The organism is Nocardioides sp. Z30_9 (genome assembly GCF_058215735.1).
Genome location: NZ_JBZAJF010000001.1, coordinates 601052 through 620783 on the forward strand (window position 1 = coordinate 601052; position 19732 = coordinate 620783).

The 19732-nt window shown below is 72.0% G+C and carries 15 protein-coding genes; 12 read left to right on the forward strand and 3 right to left on the reverse strand.

Annotation, left to right across the window (positions count from 1 at the left end; genetic code table 11):
• Positions 1 to 52: 52 nt before the first annotated feature.
• Entirely contained in the window at positions 53 to 1462 is a 1410-nt protein-coding gene (locus AC4BGB_RS03045) for an extracellular solute-binding protein (protein WP_490544602.1), read from the reverse strand.
• A 132-nt stretch (positions 1463 to 1594) separates the two neighbouring features.
• On the opposite strand from AC4BGB_RS03045, the gene AC4BGB_RS03050 reads away from it, so the two are divergent.
• The 3 genes from AC4BGB_RS03050 to AC4BGB_RS03060 all read left to right on the forward strand — a co-directional run bounded on the left by AC4BGB_RS03050 (position 1595) and on the right by AC4BGB_RS03060 (position 3621).
• On the forward strand, positions 1595 to 2359 hold the full coding sequence (locus AC4BGB_RS03050) for a hypothetical protein (protein ID WP_490544603.1): 765 nt from the start codon (positions 1595 to 1597) through the stop codon (positions 2357 to 2359).
• A 1-nt stretch (position 2360) separates the two neighbouring features.
• A complete protein-coding gene (locus tag AC4BGB_RS03055; protein WP_490544605.1) occupies positions 2361 to 2987 on the forward strand; it encodes a hypothetical protein in 627 nt (208 codons plus the stop codon).
• Positions 2988 to 3141: 154 nt separating this feature from the next.
• Complete coding sequence (locus AC4BGB_RS03060) at positions 3142 to 3621, forward strand: type II toxin-antitoxin system PemK/MazF family toxin (protein WP_490544607.1); 480 nt, start codon at positions 3142 to 3144, stop codon at positions 3619 to 3621.
• 42 nt (positions 3622 to 3663) lie between these two features.
• Here the strand turns inward: AC4BGB_RS03060 and hrpA are convergent, their stop codons facing one another.
• The gene (hrpA, locus tag AC4BGB_RS03065; RefSeq protein WP_490544609.1) at positions 3664 to 7431 is read right to left on the reverse strand and encodes an ATP-dependent RNA helicase HrpA; all 3768 of its coding nucleotides are present in this window, start codon (positions 7429 to 7431) and stop codon (positions 3664 to 3666) included.
• Positions 7432 to 7551: 120 nt separating this feature from the next.
• Here hrpA and AC4BGB_RS03070 point away from each other — a divergent pair, with 120 nt between their 5' ends.
• The 4 genes from AC4BGB_RS03070 to AC4BGB_RS03085 all read left to right on the forward strand — a co-directional run bounded on the left by AC4BGB_RS03070 (position 7552) and on the right by AC4BGB_RS03085 (position 13271).
• Complete coding sequence (locus AC4BGB_RS03070; RefSeq protein WP_490544611.1) at positions 7552 to 8301, forward strand: response regulator transcription factor; 750 nt, start codon at positions 7552 to 7554, stop codon at positions 8299 to 8301.
• 3 nt (positions 8302 to 8304) lie between these two features.
• A complete protein-coding gene (locus AC4BGB_RS03075) occupies positions 8305 to 9732 on the forward strand; it encodes a sensor histidine kinase (protein ID WP_490544613.1) in 1428 nt (475 codons plus the stop codon).
• Positions 9733 to 9810: 78 nt separating this feature from the next.
• A complete protein-coding gene (locus tag AC4BGB_RS03080; RefSeq protein WP_490544615.1) occupies positions 9811 to 11952 on the forward strand; it encodes a mannosyltransferase YkcB-related protein in 2142 nt (713 codons plus the stop codon).
• A gap of 80 nt (positions 11953 to 12032) precedes the next feature.
• Complete coding sequence (locus AC4BGB_RS03085) at positions 12033 to 13271, forward strand: bifunctional glycosyltransferase family 2/GtrA family protein (RefSeq protein WP_490544616.1); 1239 nt, start codon at positions 12033 to 12035, stop codon at positions 13269 to 13271.
• On the opposite strand, the gene AC4BGB_RS03090 is transcribed toward AC4BGB_RS03085, so the two are convergent.
• Positions 13198 to 13806 (reverse strand): TetR/AcrR family transcriptional regulator, encoded by a 609-nt coding sequence (locus tag AC4BGB_RS03090; protein WP_490544618.1) that lies wholly within the window; start codon positions 13804 to 13806, stop codon positions 13198 to 13200. The genes AC4BGB_RS03085 and AC4BGB_RS03090 overlap by 74 nt on opposite strands.
• Positions 13807 to 13876: 70 nt before the next feature.
• On the opposite strand from AC4BGB_RS03090, the gene AC4BGB_RS03095 reads away from it, so the two are divergent.
• The 5 genes from AC4BGB_RS03095 (at position 13877) to AC4BGB_RS03115 (ending at position 19642) form a co-directional block, all read left to right on the forward strand.
• A complete protein-coding gene (locus AC4BGB_RS03095) occupies positions 13877 to 15424 on the forward strand; it encodes a flavin-containing monooxygenase (protein ID WP_490544619.1) in 1548 nt (515 codons plus the stop codon).
• The gene (locus tag AC4BGB_RS03100; protein ID WP_490544621.1) at positions 15421 to 16266 is read left to right on the forward strand and encodes an SDR family NAD(P)-dependent oxidoreductase; all 846 of its coding nucleotides are present in this window, start codon (positions 15421 to 15423) and stop codon (positions 16264 to 16266) included. Before AC4BGB_RS03095 ends, AC4BGB_RS03100 begins: the two co-directional genes overlap by 4 nt.
• 43 nt (positions 16267 to 16309) lie before the next feature.
• Positions 16310 to 16822: a DUF402 domain-containing protein gene (locus tag AC4BGB_RS03105; protein WP_490544623.1), complete on the forward strand. Its 513-nt coding sequence runs from the start codon at positions 16310 to 16312 to the stop codon at positions 16820 to 16822.
• 134 nt (positions 16823 to 16956) lie between these two features.
• Positions 16957 to 18501 (forward strand): lytic transglycosylase domain-containing protein, encoded by a 1545-nt coding sequence (locus tag AC4BGB_RS03110; RefSeq protein WP_490544624.1) that lies wholly within the window; start codon positions 16957 to 16959, stop codon positions 18499 to 18501.
• 28 nt (positions 18502 to 18529) lie between these two features.
• The gene (locus AC4BGB_RS03115) at positions 18530 to 19642 is read left to right on the forward strand and encodes a glutamate--cysteine ligase (protein WP_490544626.1); all 1113 of its coding nucleotides are present in this window, start codon (positions 18530 to 18532) and stop codon (positions 19640 to 19642) included.
• Positions 19643 to 19732 lie beyond the last annotated feature (90 nt).

Below are 19732 nucleotides of genomic sequence, written 5' to 3' on the forward strand. Positions count from 1 at the left end.
GGCGCGACCGGCTGCTCCGGGCCGACCCAGCAGGGCCGCCCGTGGGGCTGGCTCAGGGAGTGGAGTCGTCGCCCGGAGTGGCGGTGGGAGCCGGGCTCGGGCTGCCGCCGGTGTCACCGGCTTCGGGATCGAGCACCGGCACCGAGGCCTCGTCGATCGCCTTCAGGCTGTCCTCCAGCGACAGGATCACCGGCTCGTAGAACAGCTTGGTCAGCTCCTGCGACGCGTTCTTGCTCACCTCCGGCCAGGTGGGCGTGCTGGGCAGCAGCCGGGTGTCACGCACCTCCTTGGAGAAGACGCTCGCGTTCAGGGGGCGCTGCCCGGACTGCAGGAATTCGTCGCTGTTGAGCACGTCGAGGTTGGCCGGCATCACGTAGCCGGTCTTGGCCAGCGTGCCCGCGCCCTCGTCGGAGATCACCGAGGTGAGGAAGTCCGCGGCCTCGGAGGTGTGCTTGGAGCCCGAGGAGATGCACACCCCGGACATGGTGGCGATGGTGGCGCCGCTGCCGATCCTGGGCAGTGGCATCACGTCGAAGGAGAGGTCCTGCTTGGCCCGCAGCTCCGGGGTCAGGTCACGGAAGCCCAGGAGCATCCCGAGCTTGCCGGCCTTGAACCGGTCCAGGGCCGAACGACGCTCCAGCGCGGTCTGGCCGAAGGTGAGGGCCGGGTCGCGGACCAGCTCGAGCAGCTTCTCGGTGGCACTGGCCGAGGCGCCCTCGGCGAGCGTGAGCGTGGTCGGGTCCTGCTGGTCGTCGACCACCTCGCCGCCGCCGGACCAGATGAAGGGGGCGACCTGCTCCAGCGTGGGCGCGACGTAGAGGCCGCGGACACCGGGGCTACGCGGCTGGAGCGCTGCCCTGCCGAACTCCTCCAGCGACCAGCCGGCCTCCTGGTCGACCGGGTTGCGGCCGGGCTCGGCGATCTGGTCGAGCTCGATCAGCTTGGGATTGAAGTAGACGACCAGGGGCGAGACGTCCGAGGGCATGCACTGCAGGGCGGAGTCGAGGCTGAACGCCTCCAGGCCGTTGCGGGTGTAGCCGTCGCCGAAGTCCACCTCCCGGGCAGCGAGCAGGTCGTCGAGGCGGCGTACGGCCTTGTCCTCGGCGAGCGTGGCGAGGTCGTCGCGATCGGTGAGGAACACGTCGGGGGGATCGCCGTCGGCCGTGCCCTGCCGGACGGCGGCCATCGCGCGGTCGTGGTCGGGGTAGGGCTTGACCACGACCTTGGTGCCGGGGTTCTCCAGGGTGAACCGGGCGGCGATCTCCTTGTAGGCGGCGATCACCGGCTCCGGGCCGTAGACGGCGAAGTCGATCTCGACCGGAGCCGCGGGCGTGGCCGACGGCTTCGCCTTCGGCTGCTCGTCGTCGCCACCGGAGGAGCATCCGGCGCCGATGAGGCCGAGGAGCAGCAGAGCGGTCACCGACCTGGTCACCTTGTTGGTCACCGTCGATCTGACTGACATGTCCGCCCCATCGTCCTTCCACGTGCTGGTCCGGCCTGCTGCCGGGCCGACTGGCCTCGGCCACGATATCGGGACGCGCCACACCGTCGTGAGCCGCCGTGCAGAAGGCATCAAGGGCTCTACGCTGACGCCATGTCAAAGACTCGGATGCGTACCGCCCTCGTCGCCCTCGCCACCGGCGCTGTGATCAGCAGCCTCACCGGCTGCTCGATCTCGCGCGACGAGCCCGACGCCTCCCCCGGAACCAGTACCGAGGAGCCGGCAGCCACCGAGGAGCCGACCGCCGACGCGACGCCGGAGCCGACCGCGACCGTCACCGTGACCCCTTCGGCCGAGCCGACCCCCGCTGCCACCAAGACCCCGGCGCCCGCGGCCACCCCCCAGGCGGCCCTGCTCAGCGCGGCGGAGATGCCCCGGCTGAACCCGGGCTCGAAGTGGACCCAGCGGCGCACCGGCCCGGCCGGCCAGGAGCCCTTCGGGCTGTGCCAGAAGTTCGACCTCCTCACCATCGGAGCCCTGACCGCGGTCGAGCGCACCTACGCCTCGGGCAAGGACACCGCCGGGCAGCAGGTCGCGGAGTTCCCGGACGCCAAGAACGCGATGCGCGCCAGCAAGGTCGTCGAGGCCTGGCAGCGCGACTGCGCGGGCCGCGTGAAGGGTCAGGGCGTGAAGGTGCGGCCGATCACCGACGTGGCCGTCCCGCACGGCAAGGGCTGGTCCTACCTGGTCACCTACGAGCGCGCCGGTGCCGGCCAGGTCCACTCCCTGGGAGCCGTGCTCTCCGGGACCCGGATGAGCCTGGTCCGGATCGACCACGCCGGGCAGGACCACAACTACGGGCCCGGCAAGGACCCGGTGCAGCTGGCCGTCAAGGCGGTCTCTGCAAAACTCGGTTGACATGAGTTCGGAGCGTCACCACCACCGGCCCCGGTTGCCGGGGGCCAAGCACTTCGAGGCCCTCGAGGACCACGTCGACCCCGCCGCGCTCAGCGAGGCGGCGGACCGGGCCGCCGGCGCGCTGGTGCGTGGCGCTCGTGACCAGGTCGACGAGGAGCTGGTCGCCCGGGTCATCCACCTCGCCGACTCCGAGGGCCTCGAGACGCTGGCCGAGCTGTGGTCGGGCGCCCCTGCCGACTCCCTGGCCGGATCCCTGTGGCGCCTCTACCTGCTCCGCAGCTGGGTGTACGCCGACCCGGCGACCGCCGCGAGCGAGTTCGACCGGGGCCGGGCCAGTGCCCCGGTCGCGGAGGTCATCTCCGGCGTGGTGGAGCCTCCCGGTCCAGACGAGGTGCGGGCCCTGGTCGACGAGGTGCTCAGCGGCGTCGTGGTCGGCGACTTCGCCGACACCCTGTTCCGGGCGGCCGCCTTCGCCAGGGTCGCGGCCGCCGGCCGGGTGCAGCGCACCTCCGAGCGTGAGCATTCCCACGCCTCCCACGCCTCCGACGTGTCGGCGGCACGCCTGCTCACGCTGGCTGACCAGCTGCAACGGGCCGCTCACCTCGAGCTCGCCGGCAAACTGGCCTGAGCGGAACTCCACGCGACGTGGTCCGGGCTTGTAGCATCGGGCGTGCGCCGGGCCGTGGCAGCCCCGGGTCCCAAATGAAGCCGCTACGAGCGGCCACGCGCCGTGAGGCGCTCCCGGTCCGGCGCTCTACTTCTCCCCGACGTGGAGGTTCGCGATGCGGTTCCACCTCCCCCGCATCCGCGCCGTGCGCCCGATCGTGCCCCCGATCGGGCCGAGCCTGCGCAGGACGCAGACCCGCCGGGCAGCGCTCCGCGCCGACCCCGCAGCGGGCTACGCACCCCGCCAGGACGGCCGGCCCGACCCGGGCGAGGTGGTGTGGGCCTGGGTCCCCTACGAGGAGGACCCGCAACGGGGCAAGGATCGACCGGTGCTGGTCATCGCTCGCGACGGAGATCAGCTCCTCGCCCTGCCGATGACCTCGCGCGACCACGACGTGGACGCGGCCCAGGAGTCACGCGACGGCCGGGAGTGGATGGACATCGGCACCGGCACCTGGGACGCGCGCCGCCGACCGAGCGAGGTCCGGCTCAACCGCGTGCTGCACCTCGAGGAGCAGTCAGTACGCCGCGAGGGCGCCGCGATCCCCGGCGACCTGTTCCGAGCAGTGCTCGAGGCCGCCCGCCCTTATCTGTGAGGGCTGGTTACGACGGGCTCAACCGGCGTGGGGCTCCGCGCCTCACCCCAGCGCCTTGCGGATCCGCCCGTCGGAGACCGGCTGCGCGGTGCCCAGGCTCTGCGCCCACAGCGAGACCCGGTACTCCTCGAGCATCCAGCGCACCCGGCGCAGGTCGGCGCCCATCGGACGCCCCTCGGGGAGGGCGTCGACGCGGTGCTGCCAGGCCCGCTGCAGCTCCTGGACTCGGTCCATCAGCTCACGGTCGCGTGCCTGCTCCGGCAGCCGCTCGATCCGGGCGGCCATCGCCTTGAGGTAGCGGGGGTACTCCCGCAGCGCCGCGGTGCCCGCCTCGGCGATGAACCCGGGGTGCACCAGCCGCTCGAGCTGCCCCCGGAGGTCGGTCATCGCCGGCAGCAGCGCCATGTCCACCCGTCCGTGCAGCGACTTCTCCACCGGGCGCCACTCGGCCAGCAGCCGGATCACCAGCTGGAGCACCGCGGCGGCCGCCTCCGGCAGGGTGGCCCGCGCCTGGTCGAGCAGCGCGGAGAAGGCCTCGGGGTCCCGGACCGGGGGGTTGCGGTCCACCAGGTCGCCCACGGCGGCGCTCACGCAGTCCTCGACCAGCGCCCGGACGTTGGGGTAGGGAGAGGCCGCCAGGCCGAGCTTGGCGGTGTTGTCCAGCCCCTCGATGAGCGTGGCGGCCGGTGAGCGCACCGCCAGCAGCACCAGGCGGCGTACGCCGAGCCGGTGGTAGGCCTCCTGCTCGTCGGGCGTCGCCGCGATCCGCAGTCCCACGGTGGCGCCCTCGTCGACCAGGGCCGGGTAGCCGCGGACCTCGTGCCCGGCGCGGGTCTGGGTGAACGAGGGGGCGATCGTGCCGAAGGTCCACTCGGTCTGCCCGGTCGCGGTCACCCCGGACTCCTCGGCGACCTGGCGCATCGCCCGGTCGAACGAGGGACGCAGCGGCTGCTTGAGCGCCTCGAGGTCCTTGCCGGTCGCGACCTCCTGGCCGGTGTCGTCGACCACGCGGAAGGACGGGCGCAGGTGGTCGGGCACCTTGTCCGGGTCCCAGGCGGTCTCGGGGACGTGCACCCCCGACAGCGAGCGCAGGTAGCGCGACAGCGCGGTTAGCAGCGGCTCCTCCCCCGGCGGGACGTCCTCGAGGAAGCGGCGGGCCACGTCGGGTGCCGGGACGAAGTTCACCCGCAGCTTCTTGGGCAGCGAACGGATCAGCGCGGTGACCAGGTCCTGGCGCAGGCCGGGGACGTTCCAGGTGAACGGCGCCGACCCGACGGTGTTCAGCGTGGCCACGGGGACGTCGATCGTGACGCCGTCGGCCTCGTGGCCGGGCTCGAAGTGGTAGCGCAGCGGCAGGGTCAGCGTGCCCTCGTGCCACTCGTCGGGGAAGTCCCCGGCGCGCACCTCCTCGGCGCGGTCGTGCACCAGCATCGAGGGGTCGAAGGTGAGCAGGTCGGGGCGGGTACGACGCTCCTGCTTCCACCAGGTGTCGAAGTGGGCACCGGAGACGACGGAGGCGGGGATCCTGGCGTCGTAGAAGTCGAACAGCGTCTCCTCGTCGACCACGATGTCGTGGCGGCGGGCGCGGTGCTCGAGCTCCTCGGCCTCCTCCAGCAGGCGCCGGTTGGTCTCGAAGAACCGGTGCCGGGCGCGCCACTCCCCCTGCACGAGCGCGTGCCGGATGAACAGCTCGCGGGCGACGTCGGGCTGGTGCCGGCCCAGGGGCACCGAGCGGTCGGCGACCAGCGGTACGCCGTACAGGGTGACCCGCTCGTGGGCCATCGCCGACTCGCGCTTCTTCGACCAGTGCGGCTCGGAGTAGGTGCGCTTGATCAGGTCCCCGCCGAGGCGTTCGGCCCACGCGGGGTCGATGGCCGCGTTCTGCCGCCCCCACAACCGCGAGGTCTCCACCAGCTCGGCGGACATCACCAGGTCGGGCTGCGACTTGAACAGGCCCGATCCGGGGAAGATCGCGAACCGGGTGCCGCGGGCGCCGAGGTAGTCGCGGCGCTCCACGTCGCGTAGGCCGATGTGGGACAGCAGCCCGGACAGCAGCGCCTGGTGGATCGCGTCACCGTCGGGGGCCTCGCCGTCGCTGGCGGACCTGCCGGTCGTGAGGCCCACCTGCCTGGCCACCTGGCGCAGCTGGGACTCGAAGTCCTGCCACTCCCGGATCCGCAGGTAGTTCAGGTGCTCCTCGCGACACATCCGCCGGAAGGCGCTCGAGCCCATCTCCTGCTGCTTCTCGCGCAGGTAGCGCCACAGGTTCAGCCAGGCCATGAAGTCCGAGCGCGGGTCGCGGAAGCGCGCGTGCAGCTGGTCGGCCCGGGCACGCTTCTCCACCGGGCGCTCGCGGGGGTCCTGGATCGAGAGCGCCGCCGTGATCACGAGTACGTCGGGCAGGCACCCGAGCCGGTCCGCCTCGAGGATCATCCGGGCCAGCCGGGGGTCGATCGGCAGCCGAGCGAGCTTGCGGCCCACGCCGGTGAGCCGCGGTCCCTTGCGGGACGCGGGCGCCGTGGGGACCAGCGCGCCGAGCTCCTCGAGCAGCTGGACGCCGGCGCGTACGGCGCGGTTGTCGGGCGGGTCGACGAACGGGAACTGCTCGACCTGGCCCAGGCCGAGCGAGGTCATCTGCAGGATGACGCTGGCCAGGGAGGTACGCAGGATCTCCGGCTCGGTGAACTCCGGACGGCCGAGGAAGTCCTCCTCGCTGTAGAGCCGGATCGCCACGCCCGGCTCGACCCGTCCCGAACGTCCCGAGCGCTGCTGGGCCGAGGCCTGGCTGATCGGCTCGATCGGCAGCCGCTGGACCTTGGTCCGCGAGGACCACCGGCTGATCCGGGCCAGGCCCGTGTCGATGACGCCGGTGATCCCGGGGACGGTCAGCGAGGTCTCGGCGACGTTGGTGGACAGGATGACGCGGCGGCGGGTGTGCCGCTCGAAGACCCGGTGCTGCTCGGCCGAGGACAGGCGGGAGTACAGCGGCACGATGTCGAAGCCCCGGGGTCCCTGCGCCCGGCGCTTGAGGACGTCCTCGGTGTCGCGGATCTCGCGCTCGCCGGGGAGGAACACCAGGATGTCGCCGGGTGTGTCGGCGAGCAGCTCGACCACGGCGTCCTCGATCGCCTCGGTCTGGTCCCGGAAGACGCGGTCCCCCTCGGGGCTGTCGGGGTCGTCGTAGGACTCCTCGAGCAGCGGCCGGTAGCGGACCTCGACGGGGAAGGTTCGCCCCGAGACCTCGATGATCGGGGCCGGCTTGCCGTCCGCGTCGGCGAAGTTGCGCGCGAACCGCTCCGGGTCGATGGTCGCGGAGGTGATCACGACCTTGAGGTCGGGACGCTGCGGCAGCAGGCGGCGCAGGTAACCGAGGAGGAAGTCGATGTTCAGGCTGCGCTCGTGCGCCTCGTCGATGATCAAGGTGTCGTAGCGCTTCAGCATCCGGTCGTGCTGGAGCTCGGCGAGCAGGATCCCGTCGGTCATCACCTTGACCCGGCTCTGCTTCGACGTACGGTCGGTGAACCGGACCTGGTAGCCGACTGTCTCCCCGAGCTCTTCGCCGAGCTCCTCGGCGATGCGCTCCGCGACGCTGCGGGCAGCGATCCGGCGCGGCTGGGTGTGCCCGATCATCCCGCCACCGGGAGCGGTTGGGTCCCCGCGTCCGAGGGCGAGGCAGATCTTGGGCAGCTGGGTGGTCTTCCCCGAGCCCGTCTCCCCCGCGACGATCACCACCTGGTGGTCACGGATCGCCTCGGCGATGTCGTCGCGACGGGCCGAGACCGGCAGGTCGGGAGGGAATTGGATGCGCACAGCCCCACCATTGTCCCTGTTTCCCGATCCGGTGGGGCACAGCCCGTCCCGCGCGGGGTTCACAGGGAAGTCACAGGGAACTCACGGGTCCCTGCTTTCGTGGGGAGGCACAGTTGACGCATGAGGAGGACGCCCGCCGAGCTGACCCGCGCGGACGGCACCCCGCTGCGGGTGCTGGTGGTCGACGACGAGGAGAACATCGCCGAGCTGCTGCGGATGGCGCTGCGCTACGAGGGCTGGGACGTCGAGGTCGCGCTCAACGGCAGCAAGGCCGTCAGCACCGCCAAGCGGCAGCGTCCCGACGCCGTCGTGCTCGACATGATGCTGCCCGACTTCGACGGCATGGAGGTGCTGCGCCGGCTCCGGACCGACCAGCCCGACGTACCGGTGCTGTTCCTCACCGCCCGCGACTCGGTCGAGGACCGGGTGGCCGGGCTGACCGCGGGCGGCGACGACTACGTCACCAAGCCGTTCTCGCTCGAGGAGGTCGTCGCCCGGCTGCGCGCCCTGATGCGGCGCGCCGGCGCACGCCAGGCGGATAGCGACTCGGTCCTGCACGTCGGTGACCTCGCCCTCGACGAGGACAGCCACGAGGTGACCCGCGGCGGGGAGGAGATCTCCCTGACCGCGACCGAGTTCGAGCTGCTGCGCTTCCTGATGCGCAACCCGAGGCGCGTGCTGAGCAAGGCCCAGATCCTCGACCGGGTGTGGAACTACGACTTCGGCGGGCAGGCCAACGTGGTCGAGCTCTACATCTCCTACCTGCGCAAGAAGATCGACGCCGGCCGGGCACCGATGATCCACACCATGCGGGGGGCGGGCTACGTCCTCAAGCCCGCCGAACCGGCGCAACGCGCCAACGACGGCTGAGCCGTGGGCGTCCCGAGGACGCTCAGCGCCCGCCTCGTGGCGACGGCGGTGCTGCTGGTCGCGGTCGTCTCGCTGCTGGTCGCCGCGGTCACCACGCTGGCGATCCGCTCATCGCTGATGGAGCGGCTCGATCAGCAGGTCGTCTCCTCGGTCGGCCGGCTGAGCGGCGAGGACCCGGGGTACGAGCGAGGGCCGGACCGGGGCCGGCCGTTGCCCGCCCCGAACAACCAGGGCCCGGGCACGCTGATCGCGATCGTGGACTCGCCGGCAGGGTCCGCCGGTGTCGTGCTGACCGAGCGCCGGGGAGGCGAGCGAGTCCTCTCCACCTCGACGCTGAAGAGGCTCGAGCACATCCCGGCGGACGGCGACGTCCACGGCGCCGACCTCCCGGCGGTGGGCTCCTACCGTCTCTCGGCCGCGCCGGGTCCCCAAGGGAGCCGGACGGTCAGCGGCCTCCCGACCAAGGAGGTCGACGAGACCGTGAACGCGCTGATCGGCTACGAGCTGCTGCTGATCACGCTCGGGGTGCTCGCCGCGGCCGGGCTCGGAACGCTGCTCGTGCGACGCCAGCTGCGTCCGCTCAACGCGGTAGCGGAGACCGCCCATACCGTGGCGCAGCTGCCGCTGTCGTCCGGAGAGATCGACCTGACCGAACGCGTCCCGGCGGAGCTGACCGACGAGCGCACCGAGGTCGGGCGAGTGGGCTCCGCGCTGAACCTGCTGCTGGCCCACGTGGAGTCCTCGCTGGAGGCGCGGCAGCGCAGCGAGCAGCAGGTGCGCCAGTTCGTCGGGGACGCCTCGCACGAGCTGCGCACCCCGCTCGCCACGATCCACGGGTACGCCGAGCTGTCCCGCCGCACCCCCGACGACCCGGCCGCGCTGTCCGCTGCGCTGGCCAAGGTCGAGACGGAGGCGGAGCGGATGAGCAGCCTGGTGGAGGACCTGCTCCTCCTGGCGCGGTTGGACTCCGGTCGCCCCCTGGAACGTGTCGAGGTCGACCTCACCCGGCTCCTGCTCGAGTCCGTCGCCGACGCCCGCGTGCTGTCCCCGGACCACCGGTGGCAGCTCGAGCTCCCCGAGGAGCCGGTGACCGTCACCGGTGACGAGCAGCGCCTGCACCAGGTGGTCACCAACCTGCTCGGCAACGCCCGTCACCACACACCACCGGGGACGACCGTGACGGTCTCAGCACAGGTGGCCGACGACGGCGTCCGGATCCTGGTCCACGACGACGGTCCCGGACTGCCCGAGGGCCTCGCCCCACACGCCTTCGAGCGGTTCACCCGCGGCGACACCTCGCGCACCCGCGTCTCTGGCGGAGCCGGCCTCGGGCTCTCGCTGGTGGCGGCGATCGTCGCGGCCCACGGCGGGAGCGCCCACGTCGACTCCCGCCCCGGCAGCACCACCTTCAGCGTGCTCCTCCCTCGCTGAGCCGCCCCAGGGAAGGCTCACAGCCAGGACACAGATCGGCCACACGGCAGCCGAAGGCCCGGATCGCACAGTGGCGCCATGGACACCACGAGCATCCTGCCGCGGCCCACCGGAGGGGCCGCCACCCCCACCAGTCAAGGTTCCGGATCCACCCCCGGCCTGCTCCGCTGGCTGTGGCGTGGCCGCACCGACGACCCGGCCTGGGCCCGCCCGGCCCTGCTCGGCCTCCTGCTCGCCACCGGCGTGCTCTACGTGTGGGGCCTGGGCGAGAGCGGCTGGGCGAACTCCTTCTACTCGGCTGCCGTGCAGGCCGGCTCGGAGTCGTGGAAGGCGTTCTTCTTCGGCTCCAGCGACGCCGCCAACTCGATCACCGTGGACAAGACACCGCTGGCCCTGTGGCCGATGGCGCTGTCGGTGCGGTTGTTCGGGCTCTCCAGCTGGAGCATCCTCGTCCCCCAGGCCCTTGCGGGGATCGCCACGGTGGCGCTGCTGCACCACACCGTCCGGCGTACGACGGGCTCGGCAGCCGCGGGCCTGCTCGCCGGCGCCGTGATGGCACTGACCCCGGTGGCGGCGCTGATGTTCCGGTTCAACAACCCCGACGCGCTGCTCACCCTGCTCCTCGTCGCTGCCGCCGCCGCGACCCTGCGCGCGATCGAGGCCACCCGAGGTCCGACCCGCCCCGGGGCCTCGACCGGTCACCCGCTCCGCTGGCTCGCACTGGCCGGCGCCCTGGTCGGCCTGGCTTTCCTGACCAAGATGCTGCAGGCGTTCCTGGTGCTGCCGGCCCTGGCACTGGCCTACCTGCTGTGCGCGCACACCTCCTGGGGCAAGCGTCTCGGCCACCTGCTGGTGGCGTTCGGCTCGATGCTGCTGGCCGGTGGCTGGTGGATCGCGGTCGTGGAGCTGTGGCCAGCCGCGAGCCGTCCCTGGATCGGTGGCTCGCAGAACAACTCGATCCTCGAGCTGACCCTCGGCTACAACGGGTTCGGCCGGCTGAACGGCAACGAGGTCGGCTCGGTGGGCGGTGGCCCGGGTCGAGGCTGGGGTGAGACCGGACTGCTGCGGCTGTTCGACAGCGAGATCGGCGGCCAGATCGCCTGGCTGCTCCCGGCAGCGCTGGTCCTGGGCGTCGCAGCCCTGTGGTTCGGGCGTCGCCAGGTCAACCTCCGGGCCGCGGTGATCCTGTGGGGCACCTGGCTCCTGGTCACCGGCCTCACGTTCAGCCTGATGGCCGGCATCTTCCACGCCTACTACACGGTGGCCCTGGCCCCGGCCGTGGCCGCACTGGTCGCAATGGGCGCCTGGGTCCTCTGGCAGCACCGCGACTCACTGGTGGCCACCGGCGTGCTCTGCTTCACCGTCGCACTCACCTCGGCGCTCGCGTGGTTCCTCCTGGACCGCTCGACCGACTACCTGCCCTGGCTGAAGTGGGCGGTGCTCGTCCTCGGCTCGCTCTCCGCGCTGGCGCTCGCCGGGCTCGGCCAGCTGAGCCGTCCGGCGGCCCTGGTCGCGGCGGTCGTCGCCCTGGTGGCCACGCTCGCCGGCCCTGCGGCGTACGCCGTGACCACCGCGGCCACCCCGCACACCGGCTCCATCCCCAGTGCGGGACCCGCCTCGCAGGGGGGTCCCGGCGAAGGGCCCGGTGGAGGACCCGGCAGAGGACCCGGTGGGCGCGCCCCCGGCGGCATGCCCGGCGCGATGCCAGGCCAGCTACCGGGCGGCCAGGCACCGGGCGGCCAGGCACCGGGCGGCCAGGCACCGGGCGGCTCCATGGGCCGACCGCCCAGCAGCTCCATGGGCCAGCCACCCAGTCAGGGCGGCGGCATGGGTGGGCTGCTGCACGGAAGCACCTCCAGCGCCGCGGTGACCGAGCTGCTGCGCACCGACGCGGAGGCCTACACCTGGGCCGCGGCGGCAGTGGGGGCCAACCACGCCTCGGGCTACCAGCTGGCCAGCCAGGAGCCGGTGATGGCGATCGGCGGCTTCAACGGCAGTGACCCGAGCCCGACGCTGGAGCAGTTCCAGCGCTACGTCGCCGACGGCCGGATCCACTGGTTCATCGCCAACGGGGGTGGGCCCCGTGGTGGGCCCGGTGGTGGGCCCGGTGGTGGGCCCGGGGGTGAGGGCAACGAGATCACCGAGTGGGTGGAGGCCAACTTCACCGCCACCACCGTCGACGGAACCACGCTCTACGACGTGTCCGGAGGGATCCAGTGAGTGCCCTGATGCAGCCCATGACCCCGCTCGAGCGCCCACAAGAGTGCCCGGATGAGTGCCCGACGGCGACAGTCCTGGACGTGGTGATCCCGGTCCACGACGAGGAGCTCCAGCTCGAGGACTCGGTCGAGCGCGTGCTCGAGCACCTGCGGACGATGCCGTGGAGCTTCCGGATCACCATCGCCGACAACGCGAGCACCGACCACACCCCGGTGATCGCGCGCCGGCTGAGCCACACCCACCCCGAGGTGAGCGTGGTGCGCCTGACGCAGAAGGGGCGCGGGCGTGCCCTGAAGGCGGTGTGGGCCGCCTCGGCCAGCGAGGTTCTCGTCTACATGGACGTCGACCTCTCCACCGACCTCGCGGCGCTGCTGCCCCTGGTGGCGCCGCTGGTCAGTGGGCACTCCGACCTGTCGATCGGCTCGCGGCTCGACCGTGCGGCCCGGGTACGGCGGGGCGCCAAGCGGGAGTTCATCTCGCGCAGCTACAACCAGATCCTGCGCCGGGTGCTGCGGGCCCGGTTCAGCGACGCCCAGTGCGGGTTCAAGGCGATCCGCCGTGACGCCGCCCGTGAGCTGCTCCCGCTGGTGGAGGACAACTCCTGGTTCTTCGACACCGAGCTGCTCGTCGTCGCGGAGCGGGCCGGGCTGCGGATCCACGAGGTCCCCGTCGACTGGACCGACGACCCGGACAGCAGCGTGGACCTCGTACGCACCGCGGCCGAGGACCTCGCGGGCGTCGCCCGCCTGGGCCGCTCCCTGGTCCTGGGCAGGCTGCCGCTGCGTGACATCGGGGAACGGCTCGGGCGGACCAGCGCCGAGGCCGGCCGCGGCCGGCTCGGCATGCAGCTGGGGATCTTCTTGATGATCGGTGTGTGCTCGACGCTCGCCTACGCGCTGCTCTACCTCGGGCTGCGCCCGGTGGTGTCGCCGTGGACTGCGAACTTCACCGCCCTGCTGCTCACCGCTGTCGCCAACACGGCGGCGAACCGCCGGTTCACCTTCGGCGTGCGCGGCCCGCGCGACGTCGTACGCCACCACGTGCAGGGTCTGCTCATCTTCGGCGCCGGCCTGCTGGCCACCTCCGGCGCGCTGAGCGTGATGGCAGCCCTGGGTGCGCGCAGCGCCGGGCTCGAGGTCGTAGTGCTCACCGCGACCAACCTCGCCGTGACCGTGCTGCGGTTCGTGGCGATGCGGGTGTGGGTGTTCGCGCAGCGCCCGCGCCGGAGCGGGGCGCGGGCGGACCTCACTGCGCGCGGAACGGCGCCAGGATCCCCGGCAGTGACGCCGACAGGGTCACCAGCAGCTCCTCGCGAGTGATCCCCCGGGAGTCGCGGACCCACTCCAGGACGACGTCCTCGGTGAACGCGGCCCAGCCGTGCACCAGCAGGCGTACGCCGGGAGTGTCGGTGAGCCCGAGGGCCGCTGCCTCCTGCGCGACCGGGCCCTCGAAGAGCCGGTCGGTGAGCGCGGCGCGCGCGGTCTCGTAGATCTCCCGCAGGCCCTCGTGGCCGCCCGCCGCGCCGCGCAGCAGCGAGAGGTAGCCCTGGTAGTTCTCGGTGACGTAGTCGACGTAGCGCTCCAGGGAACCGGCGAGCTGCTCCAGCGGGGTGCCCTCCCCCGTGGGCGCCGTGACCGCGAACAGCTCGTCGGCGGCCCGCTGCACCACGGCGGTGTGGAACTCCTGCTTGTTGCCGAAGTAGTGGTAGAGCAGGCCGCGGGAGATCCCCGCCTCCACGGCCAGCGCCTCGATGGAGAGGTCCTCCAGCGACCGCGTGGCGAACAGCTGGACACCGAGGTCGAGCAGTTGCTCGCGGCGACCGTCCTTGCTCATCCGGGTGCGAGGGGAGGACATGTGTCTCATCTTACTGAACATCCTTCAATACCTCTATTGACGGACGTTCAACTTTTTGTAGAGTCCATGCATGACCCAGACAGACACGACCCCCGCCCCCCAGGGCCTCCCGGGCGCCCCGCTCCCCGGGCACGTGCGCACCCTCGTCGTGGGCGCCGGGTTCGCCGGGCTCGGTGCCGCGATCAAGCTCGACGAGGCCGGCCTGCGGGACTACGTCGTGCTCGACCGCGGCGAGTCCGTCGGCGGCACCTGGCGCGACAACACCTACCCCGGCGCGGCCTGTGACGTCCCGAGCCAGCTATACTCGTTCAGCTTCGCCCCCAACCGCGACTGGACGCGCTCGTTCTCCTTCCAGCCCGAGATCCACGCCTACCTGCAGCGCACGGCCGAGCAGGCCGGCGTACTGGACCGGTTCCACTTCGGCGTGACCGTGCAGGACCTCAGCTGGCGCGAGGAGGAGCAGCACTGGCTGGTCACCACCGACCACGGCGCCCTCACCGCCGAGGTCGTGATCACCGGCTCCGGCGGCCTCTCCGAGCCCAAGCTGCCGGAGATCTCCGGGATCGACTCCTTCGAGGGCGAGATCTTCCACTCCGCGCGGTGGAACCACGACTACGACCTCACCGGCAAGCGGGTGGCCGTGATCGGCACCGGCGCCTCCGCGATCCAGATCGTGCCCGAGGTGGCCAAGCAGGTCGCCCACCTCGACGTCTACCAGCGCACCGCCCCGTGGGTGATCCCGCGGCTGGACCGGAGGTACACCCGCGCCGAGCGGCTCGCGTTCCGCCACCTCCCGCTCTTCCAGCGGATGTACCGCACCGGGGTCTACCTCGGCCGGGAGTCGCTGGTCCCGGGATTCGTGGTCAACTCCAAGCTGGCGACGCCGGCGCTCCTGCTGGCGAAGGGCAACATCGCCCGGGGCATCTCCGACCCCGCGCTGCGCGCCAGGGTCACCCCCGACTTCAAGATCGGCTGCAAGCGGATCCTGATCTCCAACGACTACTACCCCGCGCTGAACTCGAAGCACGTGGACCTCGTCACCGACGGGATCGCGGAGATCACCGCGACCGGCATCGTCACCGCCGACGGCACCCGTCGCGAGGTCGACGCCATCATCGTGGCGACCGGGTTCCACACCACCGAGCAGCCGATCTCCGAGCACATCGAGGGTCGCGGGGGCCGAACCCTCGCCACCGCCTGGCGCGAGGAGGGCATGGCGGCGTACAAGGGCACCACGATCGCGGGCTTCCCCAACCTGTTCCAGATCGTCGGACCCAACACCGGCCTGGGCCACTCCTCGATGGTGTTCATCATCGAGAGCCAGATCGCCTACATCGTCTCCGCGCTGGGGAAGATGAGCGAGCGGGACCTCGTCACCGTGGAGCCGCGGCCCGAGGCGCAGCAGCGGTGGAACGAGGACCTGCAGAAGCGGATGCAGAGCACGGTGTGGAGCACCGGCGGGTGCGCGAGCTGGTACCTCGACCGGCACGGGCGCAACACCACGCTGTGGCCGCGCACCACCTACAAGTTCCGTGAGCTGCTCAGCGACTTCGACGTCGAGCAGTACGCCGTGACCACCCCCCAGGACCGCCCCACCACGAAGGAGAACGTCGCATGAAGACCCTCGAGAACAAGGTCGTCGTCATCACCGGGGCCGGATCCGGGATCGGGCGCGAGCTGGCCCTGCGGGCGGCTCGCGGTGGCGCGCTGCTGGCCATCTCCGACTGGAATGAGGTGGGCCTGGCCGAGACCGTCGAGCTGGTCAAGGACGCCGGCGTACGCGAGCTGCGCTGCGACCGCGTCGACGTCTCCGACCGTGCCGCCGTGGCCGAGTGGGCCACCGCCGTGGCCGGCCAGTTCGGGCGGGTCAACATGGTGGTCAACAACGCCGGGGTGAGCCTGACCGGCGACTTCGAGGAGATCTCCTACGACGACTTCGACTGGATCGTGGGCGTCAACCTGATGGGCGTGGTGCACGGGACCAAGGAGTTCCTGCCCCACCTGATCGCCTCGGGCGACGGCCACGTGGTCAACGTCTCCAGCCTGTTCGGGCTGGTGAGCATGCCCAGCCAGACCGCCTACAACGCCACGAAGTACGCCGTCCGCGGCTTCACCGAGGCGCTACGCGAGGAGATGCTGGTCAACAAGCACCCCGTCGCCGTCACCTGCATCCACCCCGGCGGGATCAAGACCGGGATCACCCGCAACGGCCGCAAGACCGCGAGCCAGGACTCCACCGGCCTGGACACCTACTTCGAGAAGAAGCTCGCCCGCACCACCGCGACCAAGGCCGCCGAGGTCATCCTCGACGGCGCCCTGTCCGGCAAGGCGCGCGTGCTCGTCGGCGCCGACGCCCACGCGCTGCACCACTTCGCCAAGCTCACCGGGTCGCGCTACCAGGACATCGTCGCGCGGGTGTGGACCAGGGTGGGGCCGAGGAAGAATCCCGGCACGCGCTGAGGCGCGCCGCGGGGCGGCCCCGGGCCCACGTATCCTCGCGGGCATGCTGCGACCCCTCCGCGTCGAGTGCCGCAAGTGGCCCGACGCCCCGCACTGGGAGTACGACGGGCTCCGGCTCGGCGTCGACGGTCACGGCACCTGGGTCGGGATCACCCAGGGCACCCTACTGTCCAGCCCCACCCGGGCGTTCCAGGCGGCAGCCGACCACGTGACCCTGGTCCCTCACGACGGCTGGTGGCTGGGCACCTTCTACGCCGACGACCCCCGGCGGCCGTTCGACACCTACGTCGACATCGCCACGCCCGCGGTGTGGCACGGCGACGAGCTGGTGCGCGCGGTCGACCTCGACCTCGACGTGATCAAGGGGACGACGGGCCGGGTCTGGGTCGACGACGAGGACGAGTTCGCCGAGCACCGCGTCTCGCTCGGCTATCCCGATGAGCTGGTCACCGAAGCCGTTGCCAGCAGCCAGGCGATCCTGCGGGCGGTGACGGACCGCGTCGCCCCCTTCGACGGGACGCACCTGGCCTGGGTCGAGCGCCTTCGCGCCCGCTGAACGGCGCCACCTGTCTAGTCCTGCCTAGTTCTTTTCGTCCTATTTGTAGGTAATGGCCAATTCCCGCGTGTGCACGGGTCCGGCCCGCCTACGCTGGTCTTCTCGCGACCGTTCTCGGATGAAGGCCCCCCTCCATGAAGCACCTCTGGGCGCTCCCCAGCACCCTGACCCTCGCCCTCGCGCTCGTCGTCACCGGCGTCGCGTCCTGGGCCGGCGAGACCTCGGTCCCCGGTCTCGGCGAGACGACCACGACCAGGTCCGCGGCACTGAGCAGCGCGACCGCCACCCCCTCGGCGCACAGCCTGTTCTGGCAGCTCGCCGCCCCGCAGCCGGTGGTCGCCGGCGTCCACCTGAGGAGCCGCGGGCAGGTGCCGGGGACCGACGGGCCGCTGGGCACCCGGAGCGACCGGCAGTTCTTCGAGATCAGCAGCACCGGCGGGAACGACGTACCGGACGCGGCCCTGCGGGCCTACCGGAACGCGGAGCAGGCGATGGCCCTGGCCGACCCGGGCTGCGGGATCTCCTGGACGTTGCTCGCCGCGATCGGCCGGGTGGAGTCCAACCACGGCCGCTTCGCCGGCGCCCAGATGGGCTCGGACGGCGTCTCCCGCCCCGAGATCCGTGGCCCGCGCCTGGACGGCGCCGGCCCCTTCGCCGCGATCGCGGACACCGACGGAGGCACCCTGGACCGCGACCCGCTGTGGGACCGAGCCGTCGGCCCGATGCAGTTCCTGCCCGAGACCTGGAGCTCGGTGGCGCGCGACGGCGACCGCGACGGCCGGTTGAACCCCGACGACATCGACGATGCGGCGCTCGGCTCAGCCGTCTACCTGTGCGGGGTCGGCGGCAGCATCGCCGATCCGGCCGGGGCCGCCCGGGCCGCGTTCCGCTACAACCCGTCGAGCTACTACGTGGACCTGGTGCTGGCGATGCAGGCCGGCTACCAGACCGGTGTCTTCGCCACGCCCACCCCGCCGCCTCCGCCCGCCAAGGTGCGCAAGCCCGCCAAGCCGCAGACCCCTGGGAAGCCGCGCCCGATGAGGCCTCGTGGGTCAGGTGGGCCGGGTGGGTCCAGCCTGGTGCCGCCGGGCAGCGTTCCTGCCCCGGCCCCGCTCCCCAAGCCCGCTCCGGCACCGGCGACTCCCCCGCCGCCCGCCCCGGGTACGACGACCCCGAAGCCGGCCCCCAAGCCGACGCCGAAGCCGACACCGGCGGCTCCGAAGCGCGGCGAGCTCAGGGGCACCTGGAACGCCTGCCCCGCCGGGTTCTGCGTGTCCGGCACTGCGCTCGACCTCGGTCCGGCGGACCGGCTGGACACCCCCGCGGCCGCCGACTTCGACGGGGACGGTGCCGTGGAGACCAACCGGGTGGAGTTCACCGGCCTGATCGGCAAGCGGGTGACCCTCTCCGTGGAGTACTCCGGCGGCGGGACCGTGGTCCTGCTGATCAACGGCAAGGGCCTGCGCAACGCGGACGGCAGCTTCGCCCGCCCGAGCGCCCTGGCCAGCGACGGACCCAGCTCGCAGCGGAGCTCCGCGCCCAGTGAAGTGCCCGGTGAACAGCCCAGTGAGCTCGCCAGTGAGGAGCCCGGCTCGCAGCCCTCCGGGAGTGCGTCCGGGCAGCCTGGTGGCCGAAACAGCGCCGGCCCCTCCGGCACGCCGGAGCCCTCTGCGCACTGAGCGTCCCCGGGCGTGGAACGATGTGTCCGTGCCGATCGAGTTCGTCGACTCCCCCGAGCCGACCCTGGGCGTCGAGTGGGAGTTCGCCCTCGTCGACAAGAACACCCGTGACCTGGTCAACGCCGCCTCCGAGCTGTTCGACCTCGTCTCGGAGCGGCACGGGCCGCAGCCGCGGATCCACAAGGAGCTGCTGCGCAACACCGTCGAGCTGACCACCGGCATCTGCCGCACCGTCGGCGAGGCGGTCGACGAGCTCTCCTCGATGATCGACCTGGTCCGCCCGCTCGCCGAGGAGCTCGGGGTCGAGCTCTACTGCGCGGGCACGCACCCGTTCGCCGAGTGGTCCCACCAGCTGCTCACGCCGGGGCACCGCTACGAGGAGCTGATCGCCCGCACCCAGTGGTGGGGCCGGCAGATGCTCATCTGGGGAGTGCATGTCCATGTCGGCGTACGCCGTGAGCACGCGATGCCGATCGTCTCCGCCCTGCTGAAGTGGTATCCCCACCTCCAGGCGCTCTCCGCCTCCTCGCCCATCTGGGCCGGCACCGACACGGGCTACGCCAGCAACCGGGCGATGATGTTCCAGCAGCTGCCGACCGCTGGGCTGCCGTTCCAGTTCGAGGCGTGGTCCGACTTCGAGCACTACGCCCAGGACCTGATCACCACCGGGGTGATCGAGGAGATCAACGAGATCCGCTGGGACGTGCGCCCGGCGCCGCACCTGGGGACCGTGGAGATGCGGATCTGCGACGGCGTCTCCACCCTGGACGAGATGCGCGGCCTGGTGGCGCTGACCCACTGCCTGGTCGTGGACCTCTCCGACCGCCTCGACCGCGGCGAGACGCTCCCGACGATGCCGCCGTGGCACGTGCAGGAGAACAAGTGGCGCGCGGCCCGCTACGGCCTCGACGCCTGGATCATCCTCGACGAGCACTCCAACGAACGCCTGCTCCAGGACGACCTCGCCGAGCTCCTCGAGCACCTCGCCCCCGTGGCCGAGCGCCTCGGCTGCTCCGCGGAGCTCGACCTCGTCGCCGAGATCCCGAGGCGCGGCGCGTCGTACCAACGCCAGCGCGAAGTCGCCCTCCGCACCCACGGCGACCTCGTCGCCGTCGTCGACTCCGTCGTCCGCGAGCTCTGACCGGGCACAAACGTCACGCCGTACGACGCCCACCGGGCACAAACGTCACGCCGTACGACGCCGACCGGGCAGTCAGGCACCCTTTGCTGC